This window comes from Agrobacterium sp. SORGH_AS 787, assembly GCF_030819035.1.
In the GTDB taxonomy this organism is placed as follows: Bacteria; Pseudomonadota; Alphaproteobacteria; order Rhizobiales; family Rhizobiaceae; genus Agrobacterium; species Agrobacterium larrymoorei_B.
Genome location: NZ_JAUTBG010000001.1, coordinates 1,086,216 through 1,112,512 on the forward strand (window position 1 = coordinate 1,086,216; position 26,297 = coordinate 1,112,512).

Consider the following 26,297-nt stretch of genomic DNA (forward strand, 5'->3'; position numbering starts at 1 on the left):
CATCTCCTCCATGGTTTTGCTTGGGTCTTGTGGCAAGCGGCGGTCTTCCCGCCTGCAAGCCAATGGCCTGCCGCCTGCCGGGCTCCTCTTCCCGGCCTGCGACAGAGAATGCTACTTCGAAAGATCGATGAGGATCTTCAGATGCGTACCGGCTGGATCCAGCAAGGCATCGAAGCCCTCCGAAACAGCGGTATCCAGCGTGATGCGCTTGGTGACGATCTTCGTGGCGGGTAACAGGCCAGAGGCAATCAAGCGGATCACGCGTGGCCAGTAATGGGTCGGGTAAGCCCACGAGCCCTTGATCTCGAGATCCCGGAAGGTCACCTGGAACCAGTCGAGCGGGTTTTCATGCGGGTGGAGACCCGTCTGCACAACGACGCCCTGCTTGCGCACCGCATCGACACAGGCTTTCAAAGCATGTTCGTTGCCGACGCATTCGATCGCGACATCGCAGCCGACCAGTCCTTCGGTCGCCGAGCGCACAACATCACCCACATGATCGCGCTTCGGGTTGATCGTGATGACGTCGGGAATAACGCTGCGAGCCAGCTCGAGGCGTGCATCGTTGAGATCGGAGACGAAAAGCTGTGCCGCACCGGCGGCGCGGGCGGCGAGAAGCGTCAACATGCCGATCGGTCCCGCACCGGTCACCAGGACGCTGTTGCCGGCGGTCACGCCGCCACGATCGCAGGCATAGACGGCAACTGCCGTCGGCTCGACGAGCGCGGCCTCCTCATCGGTCATGCCGTCTGGAATTTTCTGGACGTTGTATTCGTTGACCAGCGCGGCCTCGGCCATGCCGCCGCCATCCCAGCTCAACCCGACGAGGGCCAGTTGAGGGCTGAGGTGGAAGAGGCCGCGATCGGCGAAGTAATCGCCGGATCGCGGCATGACGAGCGGCTGGATCGATACGCGATCACCGGCGCGAACGGAGGTCACGCCTTCACCAACCGCCTCGACCACGCCACCAAATTCATGGCCCAGGATTTGTGGGCCATGCGCGCCCGTGAAAGGGTGCGGCTCTGTAGGAATAAAGATCGGACCGTAGCTATATTCGTGGAGATCGGTGCCGCATATGCCGACGAAGCGGTTGCGGACCAGAACCTGTCCCGGTCCGGGATGTTTGGGATCGGGAACGTCTTCGATCCGCAGATCCTTGGCCGCATGAAATCTAAGGGCGCGCATTTTGTCCTCCATGGCGTCTAATGCCAAGGAAGGTGCAACGACCGTGCCAGAAGCAGTCATTGGCTGAGATGCCGGGATTGTAGGGGTTTCGCTAGAGGATGGTTTTGCATTCCGCCACAGCTGTGGTGCAACAGTTGTGGCAAACGCCTCACTTAGTGAGGCTTACTGATGCCGAGCTTCCGCATCCTTCGATGCAGCGTCGTGCGATCCACACCGATCCGTCTGGCCGCCTCGGATATGTTGCCGTTGCAAGCGGCCAGCAGCGCGCGAAGATCGGAATCCCCGTCGTCAATCGCGGGGGTCACGGATGTGAAAATCAGGTGCTCAGGGAGATCGTCCACCGTAATCAAACCGTCGTCGCAGAGCGCTGCAGCAAAAGCGATGGTATTGTCCAACTCGCGAATATTCCCGGGCCAGCGATGATGGACGAGCGCCACACGCGCGGCGTTGGAGAGGGCAAGCGGGCGATCTGGTGCGCCGTGCTTCTCCAATGTCCTGTCGAGAAGCCATGGAAAGTCCTCGCGCTCTCTCAGCGGCGGTAAGGTCATAACGGCGGCATTCAGTCGGTAGTAAAGATCTTCGCGGAAATCTCGAGCGCGCACCATCTCACTCAAGGGGCGGTGTGACGCGGAGATCACCCGGAAATCGACCTTTTGCGGCGTCGATCCGCCGACGGGGAGAACCTCTCCTTCCGCCAGAACACGCAGCAGCCTGCTCTGGGCAGTCAGCGGCATATCGCCAATTTCATCCAGGAAAAGCGTTCCGCCATCCGCTTCTTCCACAAGCCCCTTGCGCCCCTTTGGCAAGGCGCCGGTGAAAGCGCCTGGAAGATAGCCGAACAACTCGCTCTCAATCAGCTGTTCGGGAATAGCAGCACAATTGACGGTGACAAACCGGCCGGAGAGCCCACTTGCATCATGAATGATGCGCGCCAGATGCTCCTTGCCGGTGCCGGTCTCGCCCTGCAGAAGGATCGGAAGTCTTGAAGGAGCAAGTTTCGCCACCTTCCGCTGAAGGTTTTGGACTGCCAGTCCGCTTTCGCCGATCCTTGAAATCGTCGTCCGAGGTTTCGACCGTGTCAGTGCTATGCCCGATCTGCTCTGCTGCGGTTCGATTGCGTGGGCGTACAATACGGCTCCGCCCTTCACCATGATCTGCCTGTCCTGTGGAAGGCTGGAACGGGTATGCGAGGCAAGCTCATCGAGGTCGGCTTCGAAAAACTCTTCGACGCGTTGTCCGAGAATGTCTTCCGACCTCCGCCAATCGAGACCTCTCGATGCGGCAAGGAAGCGGGCAGCGCCATGGGTCATGCCGGTGATCCGGCCGGCGCCATCGACGGAGAGTGCCGCTTCCGGATCGATATCCAAAAACTCCGGCGCGCCCGCAAAACGCAGGACGAGATCATGCCGGCTGCTGGCCATCAGGTTTGCCAGTTCTATTCTCCGCACCGTCGAAGACACGAGGTGCCGAGCCATGTTCTGACTTGTCTTGAGGATGGGAGAACTCAAAAGCGAGATATCCAACACCGCCGCAAGAACACATTGCGTATCGTAGACGGGCGCGGCCGTGCAGGAGAGCGGCGTATGCGTGACATCGAAATGGTCGGTCTGGTGAATGGTCAGCGCTTCGCCGGTCGCAATACAGGCTCCCACAGCGCAAGTGCCAGCGCGGGGCTCGGACCATTCCGATCCGAGGTAAAGTCCTGCCTTGCGCAAATTGTTGTTGAAGGAGGGATCGCCGAGGAATTCGACCGTCACTCCCTGCCGATCGGACAGAAGAAGCACGTAATTCTGCTCCGCCACCTGCCGGTAAAGCCCCTCCAGGGCGGAGCGGGCAATATGCACAAGATCTTCAGAGCGCTGACGATGTTCGCGCAGGCGCGTCTCCGACACGATCACGGCCTCACGCGCTTTTGCCGGATCCAACTGGTAGGTATCGAGGCAGCGTCGCCAGGATTCCAACACGACTGCATCGCGGCCAGTGTTCCGGCCATCCGCGGCATGCTCGATTTCTTTTATGTGATCCGAAACATTCATAGATTTTCGGCTTTCGATCGCCGCCTCCCATGGCTCTCGAAGCGATCTTAGCCAGTTTCGGCTAAGGTTTCCACTCCGACGCTTTCAATGGTTGTCGCGGAGTGGAACAGTCTTGCGATTAGTTCAAGTAGAGGATGCTTGCATTCAGCAGCGTGGCGAAAGAGACCCAAGCGGCATAGGGGAGGAAGAGCCACATGGACAGGCGGTCGCGGCTGGACGCCATGATGATGAAGGCGATGATGCAGACGAGCATCGGAACGATGATGATCAGGCCTGCGGCCGGGCTCTGCATGCCGAAGAACATCGGCGACCAAAGGAAATTCAGCAGCATCTGGCTGCCCCAAAGCTGCATGCGTCCGCCCATGCGGCTCTGAAGCCACGTGCGCGCGCCGGCGATCGCAATCATCACATACAGCGTTGTCCAGACGGGACCAAAAATCCAGTTGGGAGGATTGAATGGCGGCTTGTTCAGCGACTGGTACCAGTCGCCCGGCACGTTGTTGATGCCAATCAACGCGCCACATGTAACAACGACAACGATAAAGACGAGATAGACGACGAGCGCGTGCTTCATGCCGGAAGAATGGTGGCAACAGGCTTTGGTTCCCGCGCTATTTCAACAAATTAGCGTGAGATTCGCGCAATATGCTGATCCCATGAAACCCCGCTCACCCTGCCCGCAAATTCCCCATCATAGGAGGACGCAATGACGCCGTGATCCGATGCGGCGACGCCTGCCGCTTCCCGGAGTGTCGTCTGCGTCAGTACCGCGCCGTTCTTCTCGTTCAGTGTCACGAAGGCGTTGCCGTTGGGAGACGTTAGCCCGACTATGCCTGCCTCTCGGTTGACGGCGATGGCGCCGACATAGTTGGCAAGTCGGGCGGTCGTTTCATCGGGAAGAGAAACGAAGCGTAGATCTTCGCCCTTGGAGAAATGGCCGGCGAGTGGCGGCACGTCATTGCGCGGGCCTTCATACTGGCAGGCAAACCAGATTCGACCGTCATTGCCGAGATCGACGTGGCGGGTGGAAAGCTGCTTCAACCGCTCCGGAAGTGCGTGTTTCTGTATAAGGCTGCCCGTCGCAGCGTCCAGAAGCACGAGGGAGGGCTCCATGCGGTCGATGTTGAGCTTGGTGCGGCCGAAATCCGGGTGGGTCTCGATGCCGCCATTGGCAATCACGATCATGGTGCCATCGGCACTCACCGTCATGTCGTGAGTACCAATCCCATATGCGTCATATTCGCCAATGCGGCGAAAGCCGTCTCGCGCATCATAAAGGCCGATCACACCGCGATTGCCGTCGAAGTCGTTCTCGCTGGCATAGAGGATCGTGCCATCCGGTGAAAACTGGCCATGTCCGTAAAAGTGACGGCCTTCCGGGGTGTTGACGACGACCGGCGTGCTGCGACCGCCAGGATCGAAGGCGACGAAGAACGTGCCTGGCCTGCGAGCGAAAGCGACCGTCATACCCGTCTCGGGGCTGAAAGCCATGCCGTGCGCTCGTGCCGGCAAGGCGACCCTGTCGATGATCTCGCCAGCCTCGCTCAACGTCGCGACACCATAGGCGCCGTCACGAGCCCGGAAGGCGGAGGCGAAGACGGCATCCGTGCGCTCCAGCGCGAAGAGCGAACGCGGCGCGAGCGATGCCAGAAAGGGAATACCTGCTGCCTTGATAAAGCTGCGCCTGTCGATCAGGAGACGCCGATCCTTGTCCACGTCAGTCTCCGTCCGAAAAGGAAAAGCCCGAGCTTAGACCAATGGCGCCGCCATATTGGTCGTTGATGCGGTAGATCAGGTCCTTGCCGTTCAACAGCAGGTAATCGACCTTGGCGCGCTCCTTGTCGTCAGCCAAGGCTTTCTCGACATCGGGATTGATGGTGCCGGAGACGCGGACCATGGACTTGGCGATGAAGTCGATGGAACCGATGATCGAGCGTTGATCCGGCGGCAGGAGATCGCCCATCTGCGCGGTGTGGAGCAGATCCTGAACGGCAGCGATATTGTCGCCGATGCTTTTCCAGGTGAGGCCGGAGCGCCAGTAAATGGCGGTGCGTGGAAATTTCACATTGTCCGGCCCCTTATAGAAGGTCTCGATGCGCTGGTCGCGGATCGCTTCCGAGGCGTGGACGAGAATGCCCAGCATGGCCACCAGCGCCTCGCGCTCGTCGCGAAAAACGGGATTGTCCGGTCCCGGCTCCTTCCAGTTTTTCGCGGTGCCGTCCGGAGCCGTCCAGCTCGCCACCAGTTCGTTTCCGATATTGGCGAGATTACCGGCGATTGCCGCGCCATAGCGGCAGCGGAAATCGTTCTTCTGCAATGCCAGCGCATCAGCACCGGTGCCGTAGAGGACGAACTCCAGAGCGCCAAGCCCTTGTGCCGCGACACTCTTTGTCTTCAATCCTTCTGCCGTCGTGACGCTCTCGTCCTTGTCAGTGAGATAGCGCTGCACCTGCTTCAAGCCCAGCCCCTTCTTGTCCGGATAATAGAGAATGCGCTCGAAACGGTTCTGCTCGATCACCGGACCGACACGAACGACTTCGATATGCGACCATGCATCGACCGTATCGGCAAAGCCCTGCTTGGCATCCTTCATCCTGTCGGCCGATGGGTCAGCGCACAGCGCCTTCATCGTGCCTTCCAGCAGGCTCGCCTTGTCGCGGAAGGTCTCATAGCCGGGGCGGATGAAGCCATCGACCGCCTTTTCCATCGTCGCACGCACCTTGACTGGGTCGAGCGGTGGCGGCGGCATCAGTTCGACATCCTGGGCCTTAGCCGTACCGACGAAGAGAAGCATCGTCAGAGGTAGGGCTGCGATAAGTTTGCGCATCGAAATGTCCATCAAAGAGACTCCAGAAATGTCAGCAATGCCTGCCGGTCAGATTTTTGCAAGGCGGCAAAGGCGTCGCGCGCTTTTTGCCCCTCACCGCCATGCCAGAGAATGGCTTCAGTCAGGCTGCGCGCCCGCCCGTCATGCAGATAGAAATCGTTACCGTTGACGGCGCCCGTCAAGCCGATCCCCCAGAGCGGCGGCGTGCGCCATTCATTGCCCGTTGCATCGCCGACTGGCTGTCCATCCGCCAAACCATCGCCCATGTCATGCAGAAGGAAATCCGAGTAGGGCCAGATCAGCTGGAAGGAGTGAAGCGGATCTTCGGCGTTGCGTCTGGTCACAAATTTAGGTGTGTGACAGGACGCGCAGCCGCTGTCGTAGAACATCTGCTTACCGCGCAGGACATTGGGGGCATCCACATTGCGTCGGGCCGGAACACTCAGGTTTTCGGTGTAGAAGGTCACGAGATCGAGAACCGGGGATGGCGCTTCGGTATCTCCCAGTCGTTTTTGTACGCCGGTCGGCATGGCGAGACAGTCCGTCTGCCGCTCGGTGCAATCCCCATAGGCATTCGGCGCGTCAGGTGTCGATATGCCGAGATCGTGTGAGAAGGCCATGGCGGCCTGATCCCGCACCGTGGCATTCTGCGCCTTCCAGCCGAAACGACCGAGCGCCAGCGCGCCTGAGCGATGATCGCGAACCCAGGCGGGCTTGCCGGATATCCCATCGCGGTTTTTGTCCTCAGGATCGGCGTTGGCGAGAATGTCTTCCTGCGCGATCGCTTCGATCAGGCCGAGGCCAAGGGTGGGCTGCGCGATCCGGGGGGAGATGGAGGTTGCTGCTTCGAGGGGGCCATCAGCCAAGCCATCGACGCGATAAGTCGGTTTGCGCAGTGACACCACGTCACCGTCGCCAAGCGTCATCTCCCGCTCCTCATAGGCAACGGTCAATTTTCCTTCCGCCTGCAAGCCAGGCACCGCAAGGTTTTGCAGTTGCGCGCCATAGGTAACATCCGGGAAGTTCAGCACGCGATGGTCCTGGAACAGCGTCTCTTCGGCGGGCGTGCGTGCAGGGCGAGCAAAGCGGGCGATCATCGACACTGCGTCCTCTCCGTCTCGGGGCGGGCGGCCACGCCCGTCATTGATATGACAGGTCTGACAGGAGCGGGCGTTATAGAGCGGCCCCAACCCATCGGAGGCCTGTGTCGAAGAGGGGGCCGACACCCACAGCTTCTGGAACAGCGCGTGACCGAGCTTGAAGTTCTGGCCCTGCTCCAGGTCGATGGTGGCGGATGGTTGGGAGAAGGACGTATTGCCCGGAGCGACCTTGGTTGTCGCGGCACCGGCAGACATGGCCTCGAATGGTTCGGCCTTGGAGAAGTCGGTGGTGGGCGCTGTGACCGCGCGAACGCGATTAAGATCGCTTTGGGAAATGTCACGGCGAGCTGTATCGGCAGCCAGTGACGGAAGGCCGCACACGAGAAGGGCGAGGATGGGCGTAAAGAGCCGATACAGATCAGTGCGCTTCATGTCCTCGGCTCACGATGATCCGGCTGCGACAAAGAAAAAGAGTTGATGAGGCCGCCTTGAAAGAAGGCCTCATCCGATTTTGGAATACGCAATCTTACTTGAAGACAGCGTTCGGATTGTCGAGGCTCTGAGAGCCTTCAAGCTCGATCTTGCCGAGATCGAGAGCGGCAATGACGCGTTCGATCGTCTTGGTCTGGTCGAGAAGGCCGTCGATGGCGGTCTGAACCACGGCGTTGCCCTCCTTGTTGCCTTCGCCAATCATCTGGTCGTAGGCCTCAACGGTCTGGGCGCGCTTTTCCATGGCGTGCATGGCATCGAGAGTCTTGTTGAGCTTCGCTTTCATCTCGTCGTCCAGCTTCTTGTCGCTGGCGGAAACGAGATCGGAAAGCGAAGGCCCGCTCATCTTGGTACCGTCGGCGCGTGTGTATTCGCCGGTATAGGCCGAGGCGATGCCGATCGCGTCATTGAGGTGCGAGTTATAGGTGTTGTCGGAGAAGCAATCATGCTCTTCTTCAGGATCGTGCAACAGCAGGCCGAGCTTCATGCGCTCGCCCGCAAGCTCGCCATAGGACAGCGAGCCCATGCCGGTGAGAATGGCGGTCAGGCCCTTTTTGGGATCGGCCTCGACATTCTTCGTCGCCTCGCCGTCCGGCGCCCAGTTCGCGGCCATTTCCTTCAGGTCTGAGACGAGCAGGGTGGACGCGGCTTTCAGATAATCGGCGCGGCGGTCGCAATTACCGCCTGTGCAGTTCTTCGTATCGTAGTCGGTGTAGGGGCGGTTGCCTGCACCCGGGCCGGTGCCGTTCAAATCCTGACCCCACAGCAGAAACTCGATGGCGTGATAACCCGTGGTAACGTTGGCTTCCACCTCACCGGCTTCCGCAAGGCTTCTGATCAGTTCTGGCGTGATCTTCGATGCGTCGACGACTTCGCCACCAACGGTCAGCTGTTTGTTGGCGATAATGTTGGCTGTGTAAAGCTCGTTCTCATCGCTTTCCGTGCCATAAGAACTATCGACATAATCGATGAGGCCTTCGTCCAACGGCCATGCATTGACCTTGCCTTCCCACTCATCAACGATCGGGTTGCCGAAACGGTAGACTTCCGACTGCTGATAGGGAACGCGTGCCTTGATCCAGGCGTCGCGTGCAGCCTTGAGCGTTGCCTCGCTTGGCGTGGCGATCAACGCATCGATCGCCTTGTCCAGTGCCTCTGCTGTGGTCAACGAATCCTGATATTTCGCCTGTGCCAGTTCGGCATAGTGCTTGACCACGGCAGCGGGATCGGTTGCTGCTCTGGCTGGAGCCGCGGTGAATGCTGACGATGCAGCGAGAAGCGCCATGCTGGCGCTCAGAACGGTTTTGCGAAACATGCTCTCTCCTGTCCAGCACTGCGGTAACGAGGCTGTGAAGGCGAGTTCTGAACCAATCGTAAACTGGTGTCAAATATTCTAGTTTAGAAGATTTCCAACAAACGGACTGCCGGCGACCGCATCGCCGTGCAGCAGCGTTTATATGAGAAAATGCTTTCTATGCCTTGCGGGTCATGGCGCAGAAAAAGAAGCCATCCGTGTCTGTCGTCGCTGGCGTCAGAGTTACCGTTTCACCATCTGCGGAGTAAGGCTTGGCCGCCGCCGGTCCGAAGGTCTTTGTCCACCGGTCGAGTGCTGAGACGATGGAGAATTCCGGGTTTTCGGCGCAGAAGCGACGAACCTGACGCTCGTTTTCTTCCGGTAGCACAGAGCATGTGACGTAGAGCAGTTCACCGCCCGGGCGCACAAAGGCCTTTGCCTGATCTAGTGCTTCGGCCTGCTGACCGACGCGCTCTTCAATATTTCGCTGCGTGAGACGCCATTTTGTATCCGGGCGTCTGCGCCACGTGCCTGTGCCTGTGCAAGGAGCGTCCACCAGTACGCGATCAAACTTCTCCCGGAAGGCGTCCAGCCCGGCTGGTCTATCATGCACCTGAACGTTTCGCGTACCGGCCCGCTTCAGACGCTCGATGATCGGTGCCAGACGCTTTCTGTCCGCGTCGAAAGCGTGAACTTGGCCTTTGTTGTTCATGGACGCGGCCATAGCCAGCGTCTTGCCGCCGCCGCCGGCGCAATAATCGAGGATCTGTTCGCCTTCAGTGGCTCCGGCGAGATCGGCGACGATCTGAGAACCCTCGTCCTGCACCTCGAACCAGCCCTTCTGGAAGGAAAGCTCGGCTGTGACATTGGGCAAGCGCGACGGACCTTCGCCAGCTGGGATACGCACACCCTGGCGAGCGATGCGGGTCGCGACCGCGCCGCTGTCCTCCAGCGCCTTGAGCACCTTGTCACGGTTTGCCTTCAGCGTGTTGGCGCGAAGATCGAGTGTCGGGCGTTCATTCAGCGCCTGTGCCTGGCGAAGCCAGTCGTCGGAAAAAGCCGCTTCGAGCGATGGCTGAACCCATTCCGGAATATCGCCTTGGATATGGAGAGGCGCGTCGGCGAGCGGGCGGGTGGTCAGCGCAGTCAGTGAGTTGTCGGACAGAGGTGGAGGGGCAAACTTGTCGCCTTCGAATTCCTGTGCCAATTGCTCCGGCGTTTTACCCCATTGGCGTAGCATCACGGCATAGCCAAGGGCGGTCGCGCTATCGTCATCCATCAACCATGCGTGGGACAGTTTCATGCGAAGGGCATCGTAGACGATGTTGCCGATGGCGGCCCTGTCGCCGGAACCAGCGAAACGATGCGCCAGTCCCCAGTCTTTCAGTGCGTCGGCGACGGGGCGTCTGCGCGCCTCGATATCTGCCAACACTTCGATTGCTCCGGCCAAACGCCCGCCCAAACGCATTGTCTACCTCATTTCAGTGAATGCCCGGTTGGTAGACGCGAATGGCGGCGAGGGCAAGGCTTAGGCTGGAATTCCCGAAAAAGCGCTTCGGAAATCAAAGCATGGTTCGCGTTAAATGTCTAAAACGATTTCGCGAGAACGACATGCGGCAAAACAAGTCTTACTTGGCGGCGACGATCTCGTAGCAAACCTTGGCGGTGCCGGAGCTGACCATGCCGAGGTTCTTGGCTGCAGCCCTGGACAGGTCCAGAACACGACCCTTGATGAACGGGCCACGGTCATTGATGCGAACGACAACGGCTTTGCCATTGCGGGCATTGGTCACCTTGACCTTGGTGCCGAACCGCAAGGAGCGATGCGCCGCAGTCAGATTGGAAGGGTTCATCCTCTCGCCGGAAGCAGTCTTGGAGGTGAGAGCATACCAAGATGCGCCGCCGCAACCATTTGCAGCATTGGCTTGAAGAGGAGCGATAAAACAGCAGGCGGCGATAGTTGCTGCCGCAATAGTCATGCGTCGGATAGTCGTCAAACTGTGCTTCCCTGATACTCGGCCCCGCGCCGAATGAATTGCGGAGAGTTTAGGGCCGCGGAAAAATGGCAAAAACTTGCCTTGATCCAATCACGAACTGTTACAGACTGTAACATTCGTGATCGATAATGGGAGACTCGATTTTAGATAGCCGTCTATGGTTTTGGAAAAATTTGTTTAGAATCAAACTGCAAGCATAGAGGGGTTGCCGCAGGCGTATTACACTCTCGAGTTCACAAAAGCCGGGTGAAATAATTTTCTAAAAGCTGAAAAATTCTCCTAAATTTGCACATTAATAAAACGTTAAAGACAAATTTGACGATGATAAACATCCTCAAAAGGCCGTTTGCATGGATTTTTCACCCTTCTTAGATGAACGTCCATTCATCTTTCCACGCCCCGCTCTCCCATAATTGGCGCAGCGATGCGCGGTAATCTGGAAAGCGAAACGAAAAGCCCATGTCGCGGAGCTTGCCGTTCGAGACCCGTTTGTTCTCGCCATAGAAGGACCGGGCCATGGGGCTCAATTCCGCAGTCTCGAAAGATTGTTCTGGGGGAGGTTCGATCCCCATCAGCTCTGCGGCGAATGTCACCACATCCTGTGGCGGCGCCGGTTCGTCGTCGGTCACGTTGAAGATGCCGCTGGCGTTGCGTGAAACGAGAAAGGCGCTTGCCGCCCCTATGTCCTCGACACGGATGCGATTGAACACCTGATCCTGCTTGATAAGGCGCCGGGCGGTTCCCTTCTCCAGGTTCATGAAGCCATTGCGCCCCGGTCCATATATGCCCGAGAGACGCAGAATACAAAGAGGCACGAAAGCGTCATCCGCCGCTTTTGTCCACGCCTGTTCGGCCTCTACTCGCTCCAGCGAGCGCGCGGAGACAGGCTTGCAAGGCGTTTCCTCATCCACCCAGGCACCGTCGTGATTGCCGTAAACGCCGACCGTGGAAAGATAGGCGACCCACTCCAGCTGGGGCATAAGCGACTTCAGATCCCCGCCGCACAGGCGCATCGGGGGATCACCCGTCCTGCCGGGAGCAATCGATTGGACCAGATGCGTGACTGTTGAGAGTTCGCTCCGTATAGCGCCGTCAAGCGTCTCGCCGTCGAAGATAAAGGGGGTGATGCCGAGGCTGCGTAGCTTATCGGCCTGTTCGGCGCTTCGCGTGGTACCGCACACCCGCACCATGCTGTCCTGAAGACTTTTGGCGATCGCTCTGCCGGAATATCCAGCACCGAAAATCATCAGCTGCGACATCTATACCCCTGCGATACGCCATTCTTCCTGCACGTCCGAATCGTCTTCAGCCGTGTGCGCCGCAGCGTAAGCATGGAAGCTTTGCCTGTCCATCAACTGCGACAGCGCCCACACAGCCATGCCGCGCACGTCCGGCGACGCATCCGCTGTGAGTTGTTTGCACTGTTCGATAAAGCGACAATCCTTCGAATTGCCGGCTGCGATCAGAACGTTGCGGACGAAGCGGTTACGGCCAATCCGCTTGACCGGCGACCCGCTGAAGAAGGCCCGAAAGGTCGCATCATCGAGCCCAAGAAGAAAATCGATCCGAGGCTCCTTGAGATCCTCGCGGGCCTGCAACTTCATCTCTGAAGCGCTTGCCGCAAACTTGTTCCAGGGACAGGCCGCAAGGCAATCATCGCAGCCGTAGATGCGGTTGCCGATCATCGGCCTGAATTCGTGCGGTATCGGCCCTTTATGCTCAATCGTCAGATACGAGATGCAGCGCCGCGCATCGAGCTTGTAAGGCGCCGGAAAGGCATTGGTCGGGCAGGCATCGAGACAGGCGCGACAGGAGCCGCAGTGATCACGCTCAGGCTCGTCAAGACAGAGTTCGGCGGTGGTGAACATGCTGCCGAGAAAGAGCCATGAGCCGAAGGAGCGGCTGACGAGATTGGTGTGCTTGCCTTGCCAGCCAAGACCGGCAGCCGCCGCCAGCGGCTTTTCCATGACAGGCGCGGTATCGACGAAGACCTTGACGTCCTCGCCCGCACGGGCCGCGAAGCGCGTTGCGATCTCCTTCAGCCGTCCTTTGATCACATCATGATAGTCGCGGTTGCGGGCGTAGACAGAGATCGCGGCCTTGTCCGGCTTTTCGAGGATTGTGCGCGGGTCTTCCTCCGGTCCATAATTCAAGCCGAACATGACGATGGAGCGGACATCGCCCCACAGGGTCTTGGGAGAAGCTCGCCGCTCCGCCGTTTCCGCCATCCACCCCATGGTGCCGTGGTAGCCGTTTTCCAAAAACTGCTGCAAGCGTTCAGGAGCCAGCGGAATGGCCTCCGGCGAGGTGATGCGACAGAGGTCGAAGCCAAGCGCCGTTGCTTCCGCGCGAACGAAATCCGTCAGCTTGCGGGCACGCAGCTCCTGCTTCTGCAAGACCGTGTCGATTGCTTCTCTCCTGGAACGCCTGCCGGCACTGCGCCGACTGAGACGTTATCTATAATGCCTCGCGACAGGATTAGAAATCGAGATCGGCATAATGGGAGGAGGGCGCTAGACGTGGTACCCGTTCTGCCAAAAGCGGCCGGAAGGATGGGCGCGATTTGACCCGCTGGTACCATTCCTTGGCAATCGGCGCTTCGAGCCAGTTGATCTCTCCGAGATAGTCGAGAATGGAAACCGATGCAGCCGCGGCGAGATCGGCATAGCTCAAACGATCGCCAGCAATCCAGGTACGCGACCCGGCAAGCCATTCGAGATACTTCATATGCTGGCGAATGTTCGAGCGCGCGGTGCGCAGGAGTTTCGAGTCCGGTGGACCTCCGCCTTGGGCTGCCGTCATCTGCAATTTGTAGACACGCTCGCGCACCAAGGGCTTGGTGACGTCGTTTTCCATCTTCTGCAAAAACCACTCGGTCAAACGGCGTATCTCAGCGCGCTGAAACGGCTCTTCCGCCAAAAGACGACGATCGCGCTTCAGCACGCCATGCGCCTCATCCAGAAACTCTGCAAGCACATAAGGCCCGCAGAGTGAGCGCATATTGTCATCCAGATAGACGGGCAAGGTGCCAGCCGGATTGAGCGCTAAAAATTCCCGCCTTTTTTCCCAAGGCTGCTCCTCGACGAGATCGATCTGGAAGCCATATTCGGCAAGGATCAGCCGGACGAACCGCGACGCTGTCGACATAGAGGAATGATAAAGAGTTGGCATTTGCGCTCAGGGTTTGTGTTTCTTGCGGTTGCTTATCTGTGGTGGAAACAAGCTCAAAGTGCGGCTTTGGCAGGAAATAATAGACAAAGCTTTTTTAACGTAACTTTAATGCTGCGTTGCACCACAGTCTGTGGGTGGGTGGTGAGCGGCTGCAATAAAAAAGCGCCCTGGATTTTTTCTCCGGGCGCTTAGCCTTTTCATGCAACGGCCATCAGGCCACCAGCCTCACTGTGCAGAGATGGAGCTCGTTGCACATGGGTCAACCCCATAGGCGGGAGAGCAACCGGTCTTGCCTGCGGCAACCGTGCCCGGAGCCATGAACGAACCTGCCAGAACAACCAACGCCGCACACGCAAAAAAGAGTGCGATAGACCTGCCCATTTCTCATTGCCTTTCAAAATTAAAATACGAGCGGTCACGCCGCTGGTTGGTTGTTCGATGGAGGATGTGTCGTGATTGTGGCGTTTACCAATAACTGACGTTGCTGAACACCGGGTTAATGTGAAGACTTTTCCACCGTTGCCCTTGCGCCACGCTTGCGGCATTCCCCACGCGTTTCCGCGACATTCCCACCCCTTGAACGTGGCAACGAATTCAACGTTGCCCAGTTCGTTGGGATCATAACGGTCGACGTAATTTTTGGTTGCAATGCGCTTGAAAAAAGCCCCGTGCATAGGCCCTAAAGCGTGTCGCGATCTTTCAGATTCGCTCATACGCTCTAGGTCTTTGTTATTGCATGTCGTGATCGCAAAACCGCTGCGCACTTTTGCGCGACATGCCCTAAATCGGAATCGACGCCGGGCACGCACGAGGCGTTGGCGCGAACAGCGAGAGCACCGTTCCTGCTTCCAAAGGACGGGTGACGCCTTAAGCAGCCTTTCCGGCGTTGCTGAACTGGCCGTGCGGGCGGTAGCTGACCAGATAAGACGAGAGAACCGAGGTGATGCGAACGGGCGTGATCCCCATTCCTTCCAACGTCAGGCCAGCCTTTGCCGCTTCTGCCGACACCACATTGTCCTTCTTCAACAGGGCAATCTGGTCGGAGGTGAAGGGAGGCTTGATCAGAGGAATGAGAGAGGCGACCGAACCCATCAATGACGCAATGCCAAAGGGCAGGTTGACCATCGGGCGTTCGCGGTATGTTGCTTCCAGCACCGCCTCAAGACATTGGCGGAAGGTCAAGACGTCCTGGCCGCCAAGCTCGTAGGTGGCGCCGGGCTTCAACTGACCATCGACGCTGCGGGCGACGGCTTCCGCGACATCCTCGACATAGACGGGCTGGAACTTCGTCTTGCCGCCACCGATCAAAGGGAGGAAGGGAAGCGTGCGCGCCATGCCGGCAAACTTGTTGAAGAAGTTGTCTTCAGGGCCGAAGACGATGGACGGGCGCAGAACAATGGCGTCGGGCAAAATGGAGCGGATCGCGGCTTCGGCACGGCCCTTGGTGCGGGCATATCCGATCGAAGAATTCGCATCGGCGCCGATTGCCGAAATATGGGTCAGCGTCGCACCTGCCGCCTTGGCAGCTTCTGCAACGGCGCGCGCGCCGAATTCCTGCACGGCATCAAAGGTGTTGCGGCCATTTTCGAACAGCAGGCCGACGCAGTTGACGACATGATCGGCATCTTCGACAGCCCGAACGATCGAGTCCTTGTAACGCAGATTGGCCTGGGCGAAGGAAATCTGGCCGACATTGCCGAGCGGCTGCAGGAAACCGGCAAGATCCGGGCGGCGAACTGCAACGCGGATGCGATAGCCGCGTTTTGCCAGCGTGCGCACCACATGCCGCCCGACGAAGCCCGAGCCGCCAAAAACGGTGACGAGAGGAGGAAGGTTGGCCAAGGGCATGAGACGGCTCCTGCGAAGCGTTAATGGATATATTCTGGTGTCTTAGCTGAAAGCCGGGCGCACGGGAAGAGAGAACAGCGCTGAGCAGGATGGCCGTTGAAAAAGCAGCCTTTGGCGTCGTTAGATTCCCTCGACGACCACCATTTCCGCATCGGCCACTTCCTGGCGGATTTTCGCTGCGGCCTGATACTCTTGCGAGTTATAGCAATCGACGGCGTGCTGCATCGAAGGGAACTCGATGATGACATTGCGGGCGCGTGCCTGGCCTTCCAGCTCCGTGAATGCACCGCCGCGAGCGATAAACTTTGCACCGTAGCGTTCGAAGGCTGGCTTGGCTGTCGCGACATAATCCTTGTAGCGCTCGGCATCGCGAACATCCACGCGTGCGATCCAGTAGGCTTTGGTCATGGTTTTCGTCCTTATCGATTGGCTGGGAAGCTGGCGCGCAGCATTTCGTCCAGAATGGCGCGTGCGGCTGCCTTCGGATCGGTCGCCTTGACGATAGGGCGTCCGACGACCAGATGGCTAGATCCGCCCTGAATGGCGTCGAAAGGTGTGACCACACGCTTCTGGTCTCCAGCGTCTGCACCGGTTGGGCGAATGCCAGGGGTCACAACCGCCATGTCGGGTCCGAGGATGTCGCGGACGGCGGCGGATTCTTCGGCAGAGCAGACGATGCCGCCCATGCCCGCTTCTCTCGCTTGTTCGGCGCGCTTGAGAACCAGCGAGCGGGCATCACCCTGGTAGCCTGCCTCCACTAAGTCGGCATTGTCCATGGAGGTCAGAACCGTGACGCCGAGAAGGGTGAGGTCCGAGCCCTTGGCTGCGGCAACGGCGGCGCGCATGGCCTTTGGATAGGCGTGCAGGGTCAGCATCGACATGCCCATCTTGGCGATGTTTTCCACGCCGGAAGCGACGGTGTTGTCGATATCCAGCAGCTTCATGTCGAGGAAGATTTTTTTGCCGCTTTGGGCAAGCTCGCGAGCAAATTCCAGTCCACCGGCAAAGACCAGCTGATAACCGATCTTGTAGAAAATGACATCGTCGCCAATGGCGGTAACGATCGCCTCGGCCTCCTTGACGGTTGCAACATCCAGGCCAACGATCAGGCGCTCGTTCGTGGTCATCATCTTCACCCCTGCCAGTTTTCGATGGGCGTCCAGTCGCATGTCACTTTCCGGTCCGCAAGGTCGAATCTGAAAAGATTGCCACCGCCGGGCGGCTGGTCGGTGCTGCGTCGGATCACATCGTGGCTGAGGTGGCTCTTGAGAAGTGTTCCGACTGCGCCATGACCGATAAAGGCAATGGGCTGGCTGGGATCGTGGGCGGCGAGGATGGTTTCCACTGACTTTACAATGCGAGCCTGTGCGTCGGCTGCGGTTTCCCAGCCTTTGTAGCTTGCGTGCGGGTGGGCGAAGAACCAGTCGGCAGCTTTTTCAAACAGGTCAGGCGGAAGAAAACCGGTCGCGCTCCGGTCGTTCTCGTGCATATCATCAACGCGCTCAACCTCAAGACCACTCGCACGGCCAAGATATTGCGCCGTTTCGATCGCTTTCGTCTCGGTGCTGCTGACGATACGGCGCAAGTTGCGAACCCAAGGCTGCGAGAAGGCCCTTTTCGCCCTCTCTGCTCCTATGTCCGATAGTCCCCATTCAGGAACGGGAACCTTCGGATCGATGCGAACCTGCGGATGGGTTATGTAGAGAGCGTACATCCCCAAAGAGTAGACTAGCTGCGGGTATAGGTCCACAGCTGCGCAGGCGGAATGTTGCGCACCACGAAGTCGAAATGGCGAATATGATAAAGATGAGGCTGCGCCACGATCGGTGAGACCGGGCCGTAGGAAATCTGAACAACAGGGCGGCCATGCGGAATGCGGTTCAGCAGCTCGTCCAGCAGCTTGATTCTGGCGGCCATCGGAAAGTTCAGCATGGGAACGGCGGAAATCACACAGTCGAACATCTGGTCCTTCTGGTCGCCCAGCGTCTTATCCAGATCGAAAGCATCGCCATTGATGAAGTTGACGCCGGGATAGCTGCGTAGAAGCTGCTGATAGAAATCCGTCGAATATTCGATGGCCGTCACCTGGTCGGGCCTGAGGCCCCTGCCGAGGATGGCTTTGGTGATGACACCGGTTCCGGGTCCGAGTTCAAGAACGGGCAGGCCTGAGTGAGGGTTGATGACGCTCGCCATCCGCCGCGCGGTGATGCCGGAGGTTGGAACGATCGCGCCGACTTTTTTCGGCTGATTGACCATTCCTTTGAAGAAGCGGATCTCTTCTTCGAATTTCCGGCCGAAGCGTTCTTTCAGGCTCAGTCCCATGTCTTGTCCCCTTATTTGTCGTCAAATACCATTTGTTGAAACTATGGCGACATCTTGTCTCGAACGGCGCAAATCAAAATCAAAATGTCGCATTTGGAAAAACTTATCTCACCTCTGGAGCGAAAAAAAGCCGGAGGAAAATTCCGCCGGCTTTTTTCAGGAATGTTGTCTTAGACCCGCATCGGCATCAGGACGTAGAGCGCATCATCCCCCGCTGTATCACGCACCAGCGTGGGCGAGCCTGCATCGGCCAGCAGGAAGATCGCATCTTCGCCCGACAATTGCGCGGTGATATCCAGGAGATATTTGGCATTGAAGCCGATTTCCATTGGGTCGTTCTCGTAACCGACCGCTACTTCTTCCGTCGCACTTCCTGAATCCGGGTTGTTGACGGTCAGCGTCAATTGCCCGTCGGTCAAGGCCAGCTTGACCGCGCGTCCCCGTTCCGAAGAAATGGTGGATACGCGGTCCACGGCCTTGGCGAAGCTGCCGCAATCGACGCGCATTTCCTTGTCGTTACCGGTCGGGATCACCCGCTGATAGTCGGGGAAGGTGCCGTCGATGAGTTTTGACGTCATGACGATATCGCCGATGGTCAGACGAATCTTGGCGTCGGACACTTCGACGGCCACTTCGAGTTCGGGATTATCGACGAGCTTCTGCAGCTCACCCACGGTCTTGCGCGGAATGATGATGCCCGGCATGCCCTCGGAGCCGGACGGCGCATCGACATCGGCGCGCGCGAGACGGTGGCCGTCCGTCGCAACGGCGCGCAGCTTCAGTTCGCCACCGCTTTCGATCGTGTGGAAGAAGATGCCGTTCAAATAGTAGCGGGTTTCTTCGGTGGAAATGGCGAACTGCGTGCGATCGATCAGCATCTTGAGATCGGTGGCCTTCAGCTTGAAGCTGTGGCTGAAGGTGCCCGCGGTCAGGTCGGGGAAATCCGTTTCCGGCAGGCACTGGAGCGAGAACTTGGAGCGTCCGGACGCCACCGTCATCGACGAGCCGTCGGGATTGGTCGCGAGCAGCACTTCCGAACCGTCCGGCAGCTTGCGGACGATTTCATAAAGCAGATGGGCCGGTACGGTCGTCGCACCTGCCTGTTCCACCATGGCCGGTGTCGCTTCTGTGACTTCCAGATCGAGGTCGGTCGCCTTCATGTCCAGATTGGCGCCGGAGGCGCGCAGTAGAATGTTCGACAGGATCGGAATGGTGTTGCGCCGTTCGACCACGCGATGCACGTGGTTCAGCGACTTCAAAAGGTTGGACCGCTCGAGAGTAATACGCATGGACGCTACCGCTTTCAACCGTTGCGACCCGGCGGTGCCGGATCGGCAAGATAGTCTTTCCCGGCCTGATGCCGGATAATGGGACAGGCAAAATGGCAGAGTTATCGTGCAAAATGCAAGAGGCCTACATTCGCTAGTCCTCCCTATTCCACGCTATCGCGCATGATCCACAGATAAGAGTGACATCTTGCGCTTGTTCCGCCGCTTCCAATTGCCCATAAGTGCTTCCGTGGAATGGCAAAATAGATTGGACTGACCCGTGACAGACGAAATCAACCATGACCAGACGGAGACGTCTTCGGGCAAGAGCTTTCGTATCGCAGGCGTTTCGGTCCCAGCGCGGCCTTTGGAGAACGCGCTCTATCTCGTGGCCACCCCCATCGGCAATCTGGGCGATATCACCTTGCGGGCACTCGAAACTTTGAGCTCCGCCGATGTTCTCGCCTGTGAGGACACACGCGTCACCCGCATTCTTTTAGAGCGCTACGGCATCCGCAACCGCCCTTACGCTTATCATGAGCATAATGCCCAGGAGGTTGGGCCGAGGTTGATTGCGGCTCTGGAGGCGGGCAAGTCGGTCGCTCTCGTTTCCGATGCCGGAACGCCGCTTGTGTCCGACCCCGGTTACCGGCTCGGACAGTTGGCGCTCGAAGCGGGCTTTCGCGTCGTGCCCATTCCCGGCGCGTCCGCACCGCTTGCCGCCCTCGTCGGATCGGGCATGCCGAGCGACGCTTTCCTGTTTGCCGGGTTCCTCCCCGTGAAGGATCGTGGCAAGCGCGATCGCTTTGCCGAGCTTTCCAAAATTCCGGCAACGCTGATCTTTTTCGAATCCCCGCATCGCATCGGCGCGTCCGTCCGCGTCGCTGCCGAGGTGCTAGGGCGCGAGCGCCGTGCTGTGGTTTGTCGCGAACTGACAAAGACCTTTGAGGAATTCCGCCGCGGAACTTTGGGCGAGCTTGCCGACTATTACGACGAAGATCGCACGGTGAAGGGTGAGATCGTCCTTCTCGTCGAGCCGCCATCCTATGACGATATCCCCGATATTGAAGATGTCGAAAAGCTGTTGAAGGATCTGGTGTCCACCATGCCGGCGGCCAAGGCGGCCGCGGAGGCGGCGAAACTTACGGGCCTGCCGCGCAAGGAACTCTATCAGCGACTGCTCGACATGAAGGATAGCAATGGCGGCTGACGCACGGCATGTGAAAAGACGCCGCGCGGAAAAGCGGGGCCACGCTGCCGAATACTGGGCGGCACTTTATCTCATGCTTAAAGGCTACCGGATTCTAGCGCTGCGCTATCGCACCCCACTTGGTGAAATCGATCTCATTGCCCGGCGCAAGGATGTCGTCGCCTTTATCGAAGTGAAGGCCCGTCGCTCGGAAAAGGACGCTGTGGATGCGGTAAGTTTTCAATCGCAACAGCGCATTCGTGGATCTGCCGATTTGTGGCTGGCGCGGCGTCACGATGCGCATAATCTATCCTCGCGTTTCGACATCGTCGCTGTTCTGCCGCTGCGTCTGCCAGTCCATTTCATCGATGCTTTTTGAGGACGATTTCCATGTTGAGCGAACGCGAAAAAATGGCTTCCGGGGAATGGTATTCATGCCTTGATGGCGAGTTGGACGCACTTCGGATCAAGGCGCGTTTCGCTGTTCATCAGCACAATACGCTTCCACCGGATGAGCGCGGGTCGATAGGCGCGTTGCTTCGCCGTCTTTTGAAGTCGGTCGCTGACACTGCTTTCATCGAAGCGCCGTTCCATTGCAGCTACGGCGTCAATATCAGCCTGGGGGAAAGGGTCTATCTTAACGCAGGCTGCACGATCCTCGACTCGGGCCGCGTTGAAATTGGCGCAGGCTCCATGCTGGGTCCCGGCGTCCATATTTATTGCGCCGATCATCATCGGGATATCGCTCTGCGCGGGCAGGGGATCGAGAGAGCAAGGCCGGTCGCGATTGGCAAAGATGTCTGGATAGGCGGCGGCGCCATCATTCTGCCGGGTGTGACGATTGGTGATGGAGCCATTATCGGTGCAGGTTCGGTGGTGACGAAGAGCGTCGCGCCAGGCGACGTTGTCGTCGGCAATCCGGCGCGTTCGACGCGACGTAAATGATCTACCTGCGATTGCCCGGCGTGATTGGCCTGCAATTTCGGAGCTTCTCACGTAATAAATCTGACATGAAACTGTAAAATCCCCGTCACGGAACGTCCCTATTCGCATCCTCACCCAACAAGGGCGGTAGAGGATCGAAAGATGATCAAGAAAATTTCCATGGCCGTGATGGCCTTCAGCGTTTCCGCAACGTCTTCCATGGCGGCAACCAACATCACCTGGTGGCATGGCATGGGCGGCCGCAATGGCGAAGTCATCAATGAGGTCGCGCAGAAGTTCAACGCCGCGCAGACCGCATGCGCATTGACGCCGGTTTCCAAGGGTTCTTACGAAGAAGCGCTGGCAAGCGGCATCGCTGCCTTCCGCTCCGGCGAGCAGCCGAACATTCTCCAGGTTTTCGATGCAGGTGCAGCCACCATCATCAACGCCAAGGGCGCTGTGATCCCAGCGGAAGACATCATCACCAAGGCCGGTTACAAATTCGATCGCGAAGCCTTCATTCCTGGCGTTCGCTACTTCTACGCCGCAGCGGACGGCAAGTTCGTCGGCATGCCGTTCAACTCGTCGGCTCCGATCATGTACATCAACACCGAAGCCCTGAAGAAGGTCCGGTGTCGAAGCGCCGAAGACATGGGAAGAGTTCGAAGCCATCGCGCCTAAGCTGAAGGAAGCCGGTTTCATCCCGCTCGTACAGTCGCAGCTGACCTGGGAGTTCACCGAGAACTTCTTCTCGCGCAACAACATCCAGTTCGCCACCAACAACAATGGTTATGACAGCGTCGTCGATACCAAGCTGAAGGTGACCGATCCGAACCTCATCATGATGTTCGAAAAGCTGAAGTCCTGGAAGGACCGAGGCTACTTCGCCTATTACGGTGCCGGCTGGAACGACAACCAGAAGCCGTTCGAAGAGAACAAGGTCGCCCTCTGGATCGGTTCCTCGGGCTCGTTCGGCGGTCTGCAGAAGACGGCACAGATGCCATTCTCGGCAACTTTCCTGCCGTATTGGGGCGCGATCAAGGGCGCTGGCACCAACTCCTTCATCGGTGGCGCGGCCCTGTTTGCCATGTCCGGCAAGCCTGAGGCTGAAAACAAGTGCGTGGCAGACTTCTTCCAGTTCCTGACCTCGCCTGAAATTCAGAAGTTCTACCATGAAGCAACCGGCTACGTCGCCATCACCAAGGCCGCTTACGAGCTGGCGAAGAAGGAAGGCTACTACGAGAAGCAGCCTGTTGCCGAAGTCGGTATCAAGCAGCTGTCGCTTCCAGGCGGCGAATGGTCCAAGGGCTATCGCCTCGGCTTCTACCCACAGATCCGCGCCATCATGGAGCGTGAATATGGCCGCATCTTCTCCGGCGAAGTTTCCGTAAAGGATGCCTTCAACATCATTGAGAAGGAAGGCAACGACCTTCTGGCGCGCTTCGCCAAGACCGCCGGCTGATAACACGGTCGCCCAATCGATGGACCTCTCCTCGGATCGGGGAGAGGTCCGTTCCACTATGTGCAAGCCGCTTCCAAGTCGCAGCCATCCTTGCCCCATGGGCAGTGATGATGCGCGGCACACAAGCAGGGCTCTCTGAAAAAATCACGGACGGACGTCTTCGCTGAAGCCCGGTCCATAACCAAGGAAGGTTTGCGGACGTGACCTACGTTCCCTCCCAACCGAGCGCCACCCAGGTTCTTCCCGGCCTTGCTGCGAAAGCGAAGAAGCCTGCCGCGGCGACAGAGACGGCCAAGCGCGTCCAGTTTTCCCCTTCGCTGCTGCCCTATCTCTTCCTTGCGCCGCAGCTTCTGGTCATTTTCGTCTTCTTTTATTGGCCGTCGGTGCAGGCGGTTCAGTCCTCTTTCTATATCGAGGACCCCTTTGGCTTCGGCTCGACCTTCGTCGGTTTTTCGAATTACACGGATGCCCTGTTCAGTGCGGAATATCTGAGCATCGCGAAGTTCACCGGTATCTTCACCATTCTCGTGACGGTATTTTCGCTGGCCATTGGTCTGTTGCTGGCCGTCAAGGCCGATTCCGTCGTCCGCGGTGCTTCGGCTTACAAGACGCTATTGATCTCCGTCTATGCCATCGCGCCGCCGGTGGCGGGCTTGATCGGCATGATGTTCTTCGACCAGCATATCGGCCCTTTCGTCAAGATCGCCGCCTTCTTCGGCTGGCACATGCAGGTGGGCGTCAATTACTTCGACACGGCTTTTGCCATGGTCTTCGTCTCGGTCTGGAAGCAGATACCCTATAATTTCATCTTCTTCCTGTCGGGCTTGCAAAGCGTTCCGGTCTCGGTCCGCGAGGCGGCCTATCTCGATTGCCGCTCTGGCTTTCGCCGGTTCTGGACCGTCATCATGCCGCTTCTGGCGCCGACTGCCTTCTTCCTGCTGATCATCAACGTCACCTATGCCCTGTTCGACACGTTCGGCGTCATCGACGTGATGGTGAAGGACAAGGCGGCCAACAACCCGATCACGCTGGTCTACAAGGTGTTTCTCGACGGTTTCCGCGGCAACGATATCGGCGGCTCCTCGGCGCAGTCCGTTATCCTGATGGTCGTCGTCTTCGTGCTGACCGTCATGCAATTCCGCTTCCTCGAAAAACGCATCCATTACGGTTGAGGTGTTGACCTATGTATAAGACCAAGCCTCTCGACCATCTGGTGCTGATCATCGGCTCGCTGTTTCTGGTTCTGCCGGTCATCGTCGCCTTCATGACCTCGACGCACACGGCAGCCGAAATCCACATGAACGGACTGGCTCTCACGCCCGGCAACAATTTCATCGCGACCTATGAGAAGGTGCTGACGCAGAAGGGCGGTTTCACCGGTCAGGTGACCGGCTTCAATATGGTGATGAACTCGCTGATCCTCGGCATCGGCTTTGCTGTCGGCAAGATCGTGCTATCGATGATGGCGGCTTATGCCATCGTCTATTTCCGTTTTCGTTTCGCGACGCTTGCCTTCTGGATCATCTTCACCACGCTGCTGCTGCCGCTCGAAGTGCGCATCATGCCGTCCTATGAGGTGATGAGCAAACTCGGGCTTCTGAACTCCTATACCGGCCTCATCGTACCGCTTCTGGCCTCTGCCACCGGCACCTTCTATTTCCGTCAGTTCTTCAAATCGGTGCCGGACGAGTTGCTGGAAGCGGCGCGGATCGATGGCGCGGGCCCGATCAAATTCTTCATCGACGTGTTGATCCCGCTATCGCGCACCATGGTGGCAGCGATCTTCATCATCATGTTCGTCTATGGCTGGAACCAGTATCTCTGGCCCATGCTGATGACCAATGATGAGAGCTTCTTCACGCTGATGCGCGGCATCAAGTCGATCCTGCAAGTCTGGGTCGGTTCGCAACTCCCCGATTATAACGAGGCTTTCGCGCTGGCCGTTCTCGCCATGCTGCCCCCGGTGATGATCGTCGTCATCTTCCAAAGCTGGTTCATCAAGGGCCTCACCGAAAGCGATAAGTAAAGGATACCGACAATGGCCGAGATCGAAATCAGTCAGGTCTGCAAGGATTACGCCAACGGCATGCGCGCCGTCCACGATGTGGATATCTCCATCAAGGACGGAGAGTTCATCGTGCTCGTCGGCCCGTCCGGCTGTGGCAAGTCCACGCTTCTGCGCATGGTGGCGGGTCTGGAGGAAATCTCCGAGGGCACCGTCAGCATCGGCAACCGTATCGTCAATGATGTGGAGCCGGCGGACCGTGACATTGCAATGGTGTTCCAGAACTATGCACTCTACCCGCATATGTCGGTGCGCGAAAATCTGGAATACGGTCTGAAGAACCGCAAGACGCCGAAGGCCGAGATCGATTCTCGCGTGGCGGAAGCAGCACGCATGCTGCAACTCGAACCTTATCTGGAGCGCAAACCGCGGGCGCTTTCCGGCGGTCAGCGACAACGCGTCGCCATGGGCCGTGCCATCGTGCGCAAGCCTGCGGCTTTCCTCTTCGATGAGCCGCTCTCCAATCTCGATGCCAAGCTGCGTGTCTCCATGCGCGGCGAAATCAAGCGGCTGCAACGTCGCCTTGGAACCACATCCATCTATGTCACGCACGACCAGTTGGAAGCGATGACTTTGGCAGATCGCCTTGTGGTGCTGAATGCGGGACGCATCGAACAGATCGGCGCGCCGCTGGATGTCTACCACACGCCCGCCTCTACCTTTGTCGCAAGCTTCATCGGCTCGCCTGCGATGAACCTTCTGTCCGGTGAACTGCATGGCGATCGGCTGGCGATCGGCCCTGCGATCCTGTCGTTGAATAGTGTGGCGCCGACTTCCGGCCCGGTGACGGTCGGCATGCGGGCGGAAGATTTGCGCATTGCACATGGGGATGAGCCTGCCTTGCCGTTCCGCCTCGATTATGTCGAGGAACTCGGCTCGCAGCGATTGGTGCATGGTCTCGTTGGAGATCAGTCACTGACGGTGGCGCTTTCCGCCGAGCTGGGGCTGCCCGAGAGCTTTGCGCTGACCATCAATCCTGCCAGGCTCCACTTCTTCGACAACGAGACTGGGAAGCGGATCGATGTCAGGCTGGATCGCCACAGTGCTCAGCGCGAACTCGAGCAGGCCCGCGTCTATTAATAGAGTGAAAAGCCGGACCGCGCCCAGCTGTCCGGCTTTA

The 26,297-nt window shown here is 58.4% G+C and carries 25 protein-coding genes and 1 pseudogene; 7 read left to right on the forward strand and 19 right to left on the reverse strand.

The genetic code is table 11. The features are described from left to right. Positions 1-111: 111 nt before the first annotated feature. The 19 genes from QE435_RS04740 to dnaN all read right to left on the reverse strand — a co-directional run bounded on the left by QE435_RS04740 (position 112) and on the right by dnaN (position 19,558). Positions 112-1,185 (reverse strand): 2,3-butanediol dehydrogenase, encoded by a 1,074-nt coding sequence (locus QE435_RS04740; RefSeq protein ID WP_349040440.1) that lies wholly within the window; start codon positions 1,183-1,185, stop codon positions 112-114. 152 nt (positions 1,186-1,337) lie between these two features. After that, complete coding sequence (locus QE435_RS04745) at positions 1,338-3,221, reverse strand: sigma-54-dependent Fis family transcriptional regulator (protein WP_349040441.1); 1,884 nt, start codon at positions 3,219-3,221, stop codon at positions 1,338-1,340. A 118-nt stretch (positions 3,222-3,339) separates the two neighbouring features. Next, a complete protein-coding gene (locus QE435_RS04750; RefSeq protein ID WP_306929110.1) occupies positions 3,340-3,795 on the reverse strand; it encodes a TspO/MBR family protein in 456 nt (151 codons plus the stop codon). 50 nt (positions 3,796-3,845) lie between these two features. Next, positions 3,846-4,937: a DUF1513 domain-containing protein gene (locus QE435_RS04755; RefSeq protein WP_349040442.1), complete on the reverse strand. Its 1,092-nt coding sequence runs from the start codon at positions 4,935-4,937 to the stop codon at positions 3,846-3,848. Position 4,938: 1 nt separating this feature from the next. Then, positions 4,939-6,060: an imelysin family protein gene (locus QE435_RS04760; protein ID WP_349040443.1), complete on the reverse strand. Its 1,122-nt coding sequence runs from the start codon at positions 6,058-6,060 to the stop codon at positions 4,939-4,941. Further along, complete coding sequence (locus tag QE435_RS04765; RefSeq protein WP_349040444.1) at positions 6,060-7,580, reverse strand: di-heme oxidoredictase family protein; 1,521 nt, start codon at positions 7,578-7,580, stop codon at positions 6,060-6,062. Before QE435_RS04765 ends, QE435_RS04760 begins: the two co-directional genes overlap by 1 nt. Before the next feature lie 94 nt (positions 7,581-7,674). Beyond that, a complete protein-coding gene (locus QE435_RS04770) occupies positions 7,675-8,952 on the reverse strand; it encodes an imelysin family protein (RefSeq protein ID WP_349040445.1) in 1,278 nt (425 codons plus the stop codon). Positions 8,953-9,109: 157 nt separating this feature from the next. Continuing rightward, a complete protein-coding gene (locus QE435_RS04775; RefSeq protein WP_349040446.1) occupies positions 9,110-10,399 on the reverse strand; it encodes an RsmB/NOP family class I SAM-dependent RNA methyltransferase in 1,290 nt (429 codons plus the stop codon). Between the two features lie 160 nt (positions 10,400-10,559). After that, positions 10,560-10,928 carry a septal ring lytic transglycosylase RlpA family protein gene (locus tag QE435_RS04780; RefSeq protein ID WP_306929121.1) on the reverse strand — a complete coding sequence of 123 codons (369 nt, stop codon included), beginning with the start codon at positions 10,926-10,928 and terminating at the stop codon, positions 10,560-10,562. Between the two features lie 368 nt (positions 10,929-11,296). Further along, positions 11,297-12,187 (reverse strand): SDR family oxidoreductase, encoded by an 891-nt coding sequence (locus QE435_RS04785; RefSeq protein WP_349040447.1) that lies wholly within the window; start codon positions 12,185-12,187, stop codon positions 11,297-11,299. Continuing rightward, positions 12,188-13,324, reverse strand: coding sequence for a tRNA epoxyqueuosine(34) reductase QueG (gene queG / locus QE435_RS04790; protein WP_349040448.1), 1,137 nt, complete (start codon positions 13,322-13,324; stop codon positions 12,188-12,190). Positions 13,325-13,406: 82 nt separating this feature from the next. Beyond that, complete coding sequence (locus QE435_RS04795) at positions 13,407-14,099, reverse strand: glutathione S-transferase family protein (RefSeq protein ID WP_062423668.1); 693 nt, start codon at positions 14,097-14,099, stop codon at positions 13,407-13,409. 197 nt (positions 14,100-14,296) lie between these two features. After that, positions 14,297-14,812, reverse strand: a complete 516-nt coding sequence (locus QE435_RS04800) for a hypothetical protein (RefSeq protein ID WP_306930268.1) — start codon at positions 14,810-14,812, stop codon at positions 14,297-14,299. Between the two features lie 154 nt (positions 14,813-14,966). Next, positions 14,967-15,947 (reverse strand): complex I NDUFA9 subunit family protein, encoded by a 981-nt coding sequence (locus tag QE435_RS04805; RefSeq protein WP_349040449.1) that lies wholly within the window; start codon positions 15,945-15,947, stop codon positions 14,967-14,969. Between the two features lie 120 nt (positions 15,948-16,067). After that, positions 16,068-16,355: a DUF1330 domain-containing protein gene (locus QE435_RS04810; protein ID WP_309769793.1), complete on the reverse strand. Its 288-nt coding sequence runs from the start codon at positions 16,353-16,355 to the stop codon at positions 16,068-16,070. Positions 16,356-16,366: 11 nt separating this feature from the next. After that, entirely contained in the window at positions 16,367-17,074 is a 708-nt protein-coding gene (gene pyrF / locus QE435_RS04815; RefSeq protein WP_349041130.1) for an orotidine-5'-phosphate decarboxylase, read from the reverse strand. Positions 17,075-17,079: 5 nt separating this feature from the next. After that, positions 17,080-17,661 carry a histidine phosphatase family protein gene (locus QE435_RS04820; RefSeq protein WP_349041131.1) on the reverse strand — a complete coding sequence of 194 codons (582 nt, stop codon included), beginning with the start codon at positions 17,659-17,661 and terminating at the stop codon, positions 17,080-17,082. Positions 17,662-17,675: 14 nt separating this feature from the next. Then, positions 17,676-18,269, reverse strand: coding sequence for a phospholipid N-methyltransferase PmtA (gene pmtA, locus QE435_RS04825; protein WP_306929133.1), 594 nt, complete (start codon positions 18,267-18,269; stop codon positions 17,676-17,678). 170 nt (positions 18,270-18,439) lie between these two features. Continuing rightward, on the reverse strand, positions 18,440-19,558 hold the full coding sequence (dnaN, locus tag QE435_RS04830) for a DNA polymerase III subunit beta (RefSeq protein ID WP_349040450.1): 1,119 nt from the start codon (positions 19,556-19,558) through the stop codon (positions 18,440-18,442). Positions 19,559-19,829: 271 nt separating this feature from the next. Here dnaN and rsmI point away from each other — a divergent pair, with 271 nt between their 5' ends. From rsmI to QE435_RS04865, 7 genes and pseudogenes are all read left to right on the forward strand, one after another. Beyond that, positions 19,830-20,747 (forward strand): 16S rRNA (cytidine(1402)-2'-O)-methyltransferase, encoded by a 918-nt coding sequence (rsmI, locus tag QE435_RS04835; RefSeq protein WP_349041132.1) that lies wholly within the window; start codon positions 19,830-19,832, stop codon positions 20,745-20,747. Then, a complete protein-coding gene (locus QE435_RS04840; protein ID WP_349040451.1) occupies positions 20,737-21,105 on the forward strand; it encodes a YraN family protein in 369 nt (122 codons plus the stop codon). The genes rsmI and QE435_RS04840 overlap by 11 nt, the downstream gene beginning before the upstream one ends. Positions 21,106-21,116: 11 nt before the next feature. Next, the gene (locus QE435_RS04845) at positions 21,117-21,671 is read left to right on the forward strand and encodes a sugar O-acetyltransferase (protein WP_349040452.1); all 555 of its coding nucleotides are present in this window, start codon (positions 21,117-21,119) and stop codon (positions 21,669-21,671) included. A 141-nt stretch (positions 21,672-21,812) separates the two neighbouring features. Continuing rightward, positions 21,813-23,112, forward strand: a pseudogene (locus QE435_RS04850) (extracellular solute-binding protein). A 200-nt stretch (positions 23,113-23,312) separates the two neighbouring features. Further along, positions 23,313-24,284, forward strand: coding sequence for an ABC transporter permease subunit (locus QE435_RS04855; protein ID WP_349040453.1), 972 nt, complete (start codon positions 23,313-23,315; stop codon positions 24,282-24,284). A gap of 11 nt (positions 24,285-24,295) precedes the next feature. Further along, on the forward strand, positions 24,296-25,138 hold the full coding sequence (ugpE, locus tag QE435_RS04860; protein ID WP_306929145.1) for a sn-glycerol-3-phosphate ABC transporter permease UgpE: 843 nt from the start codon (positions 24,296-24,298) through the stop codon (positions 25,136-25,138). 12 nt (positions 25,139-25,150) lie between these two features. Beyond that, complete coding sequence (locus tag QE435_RS04865) at positions 25,151-26,257, forward strand: sn-glycerol-3-phosphate import ATP-binding protein UgpC (protein WP_349040454.1); 1,107 nt, start codon at positions 25,151-25,153, stop codon at positions 26,255-26,257. Positions 26,258-26,297: the final 40 nt, after the last annotated feature.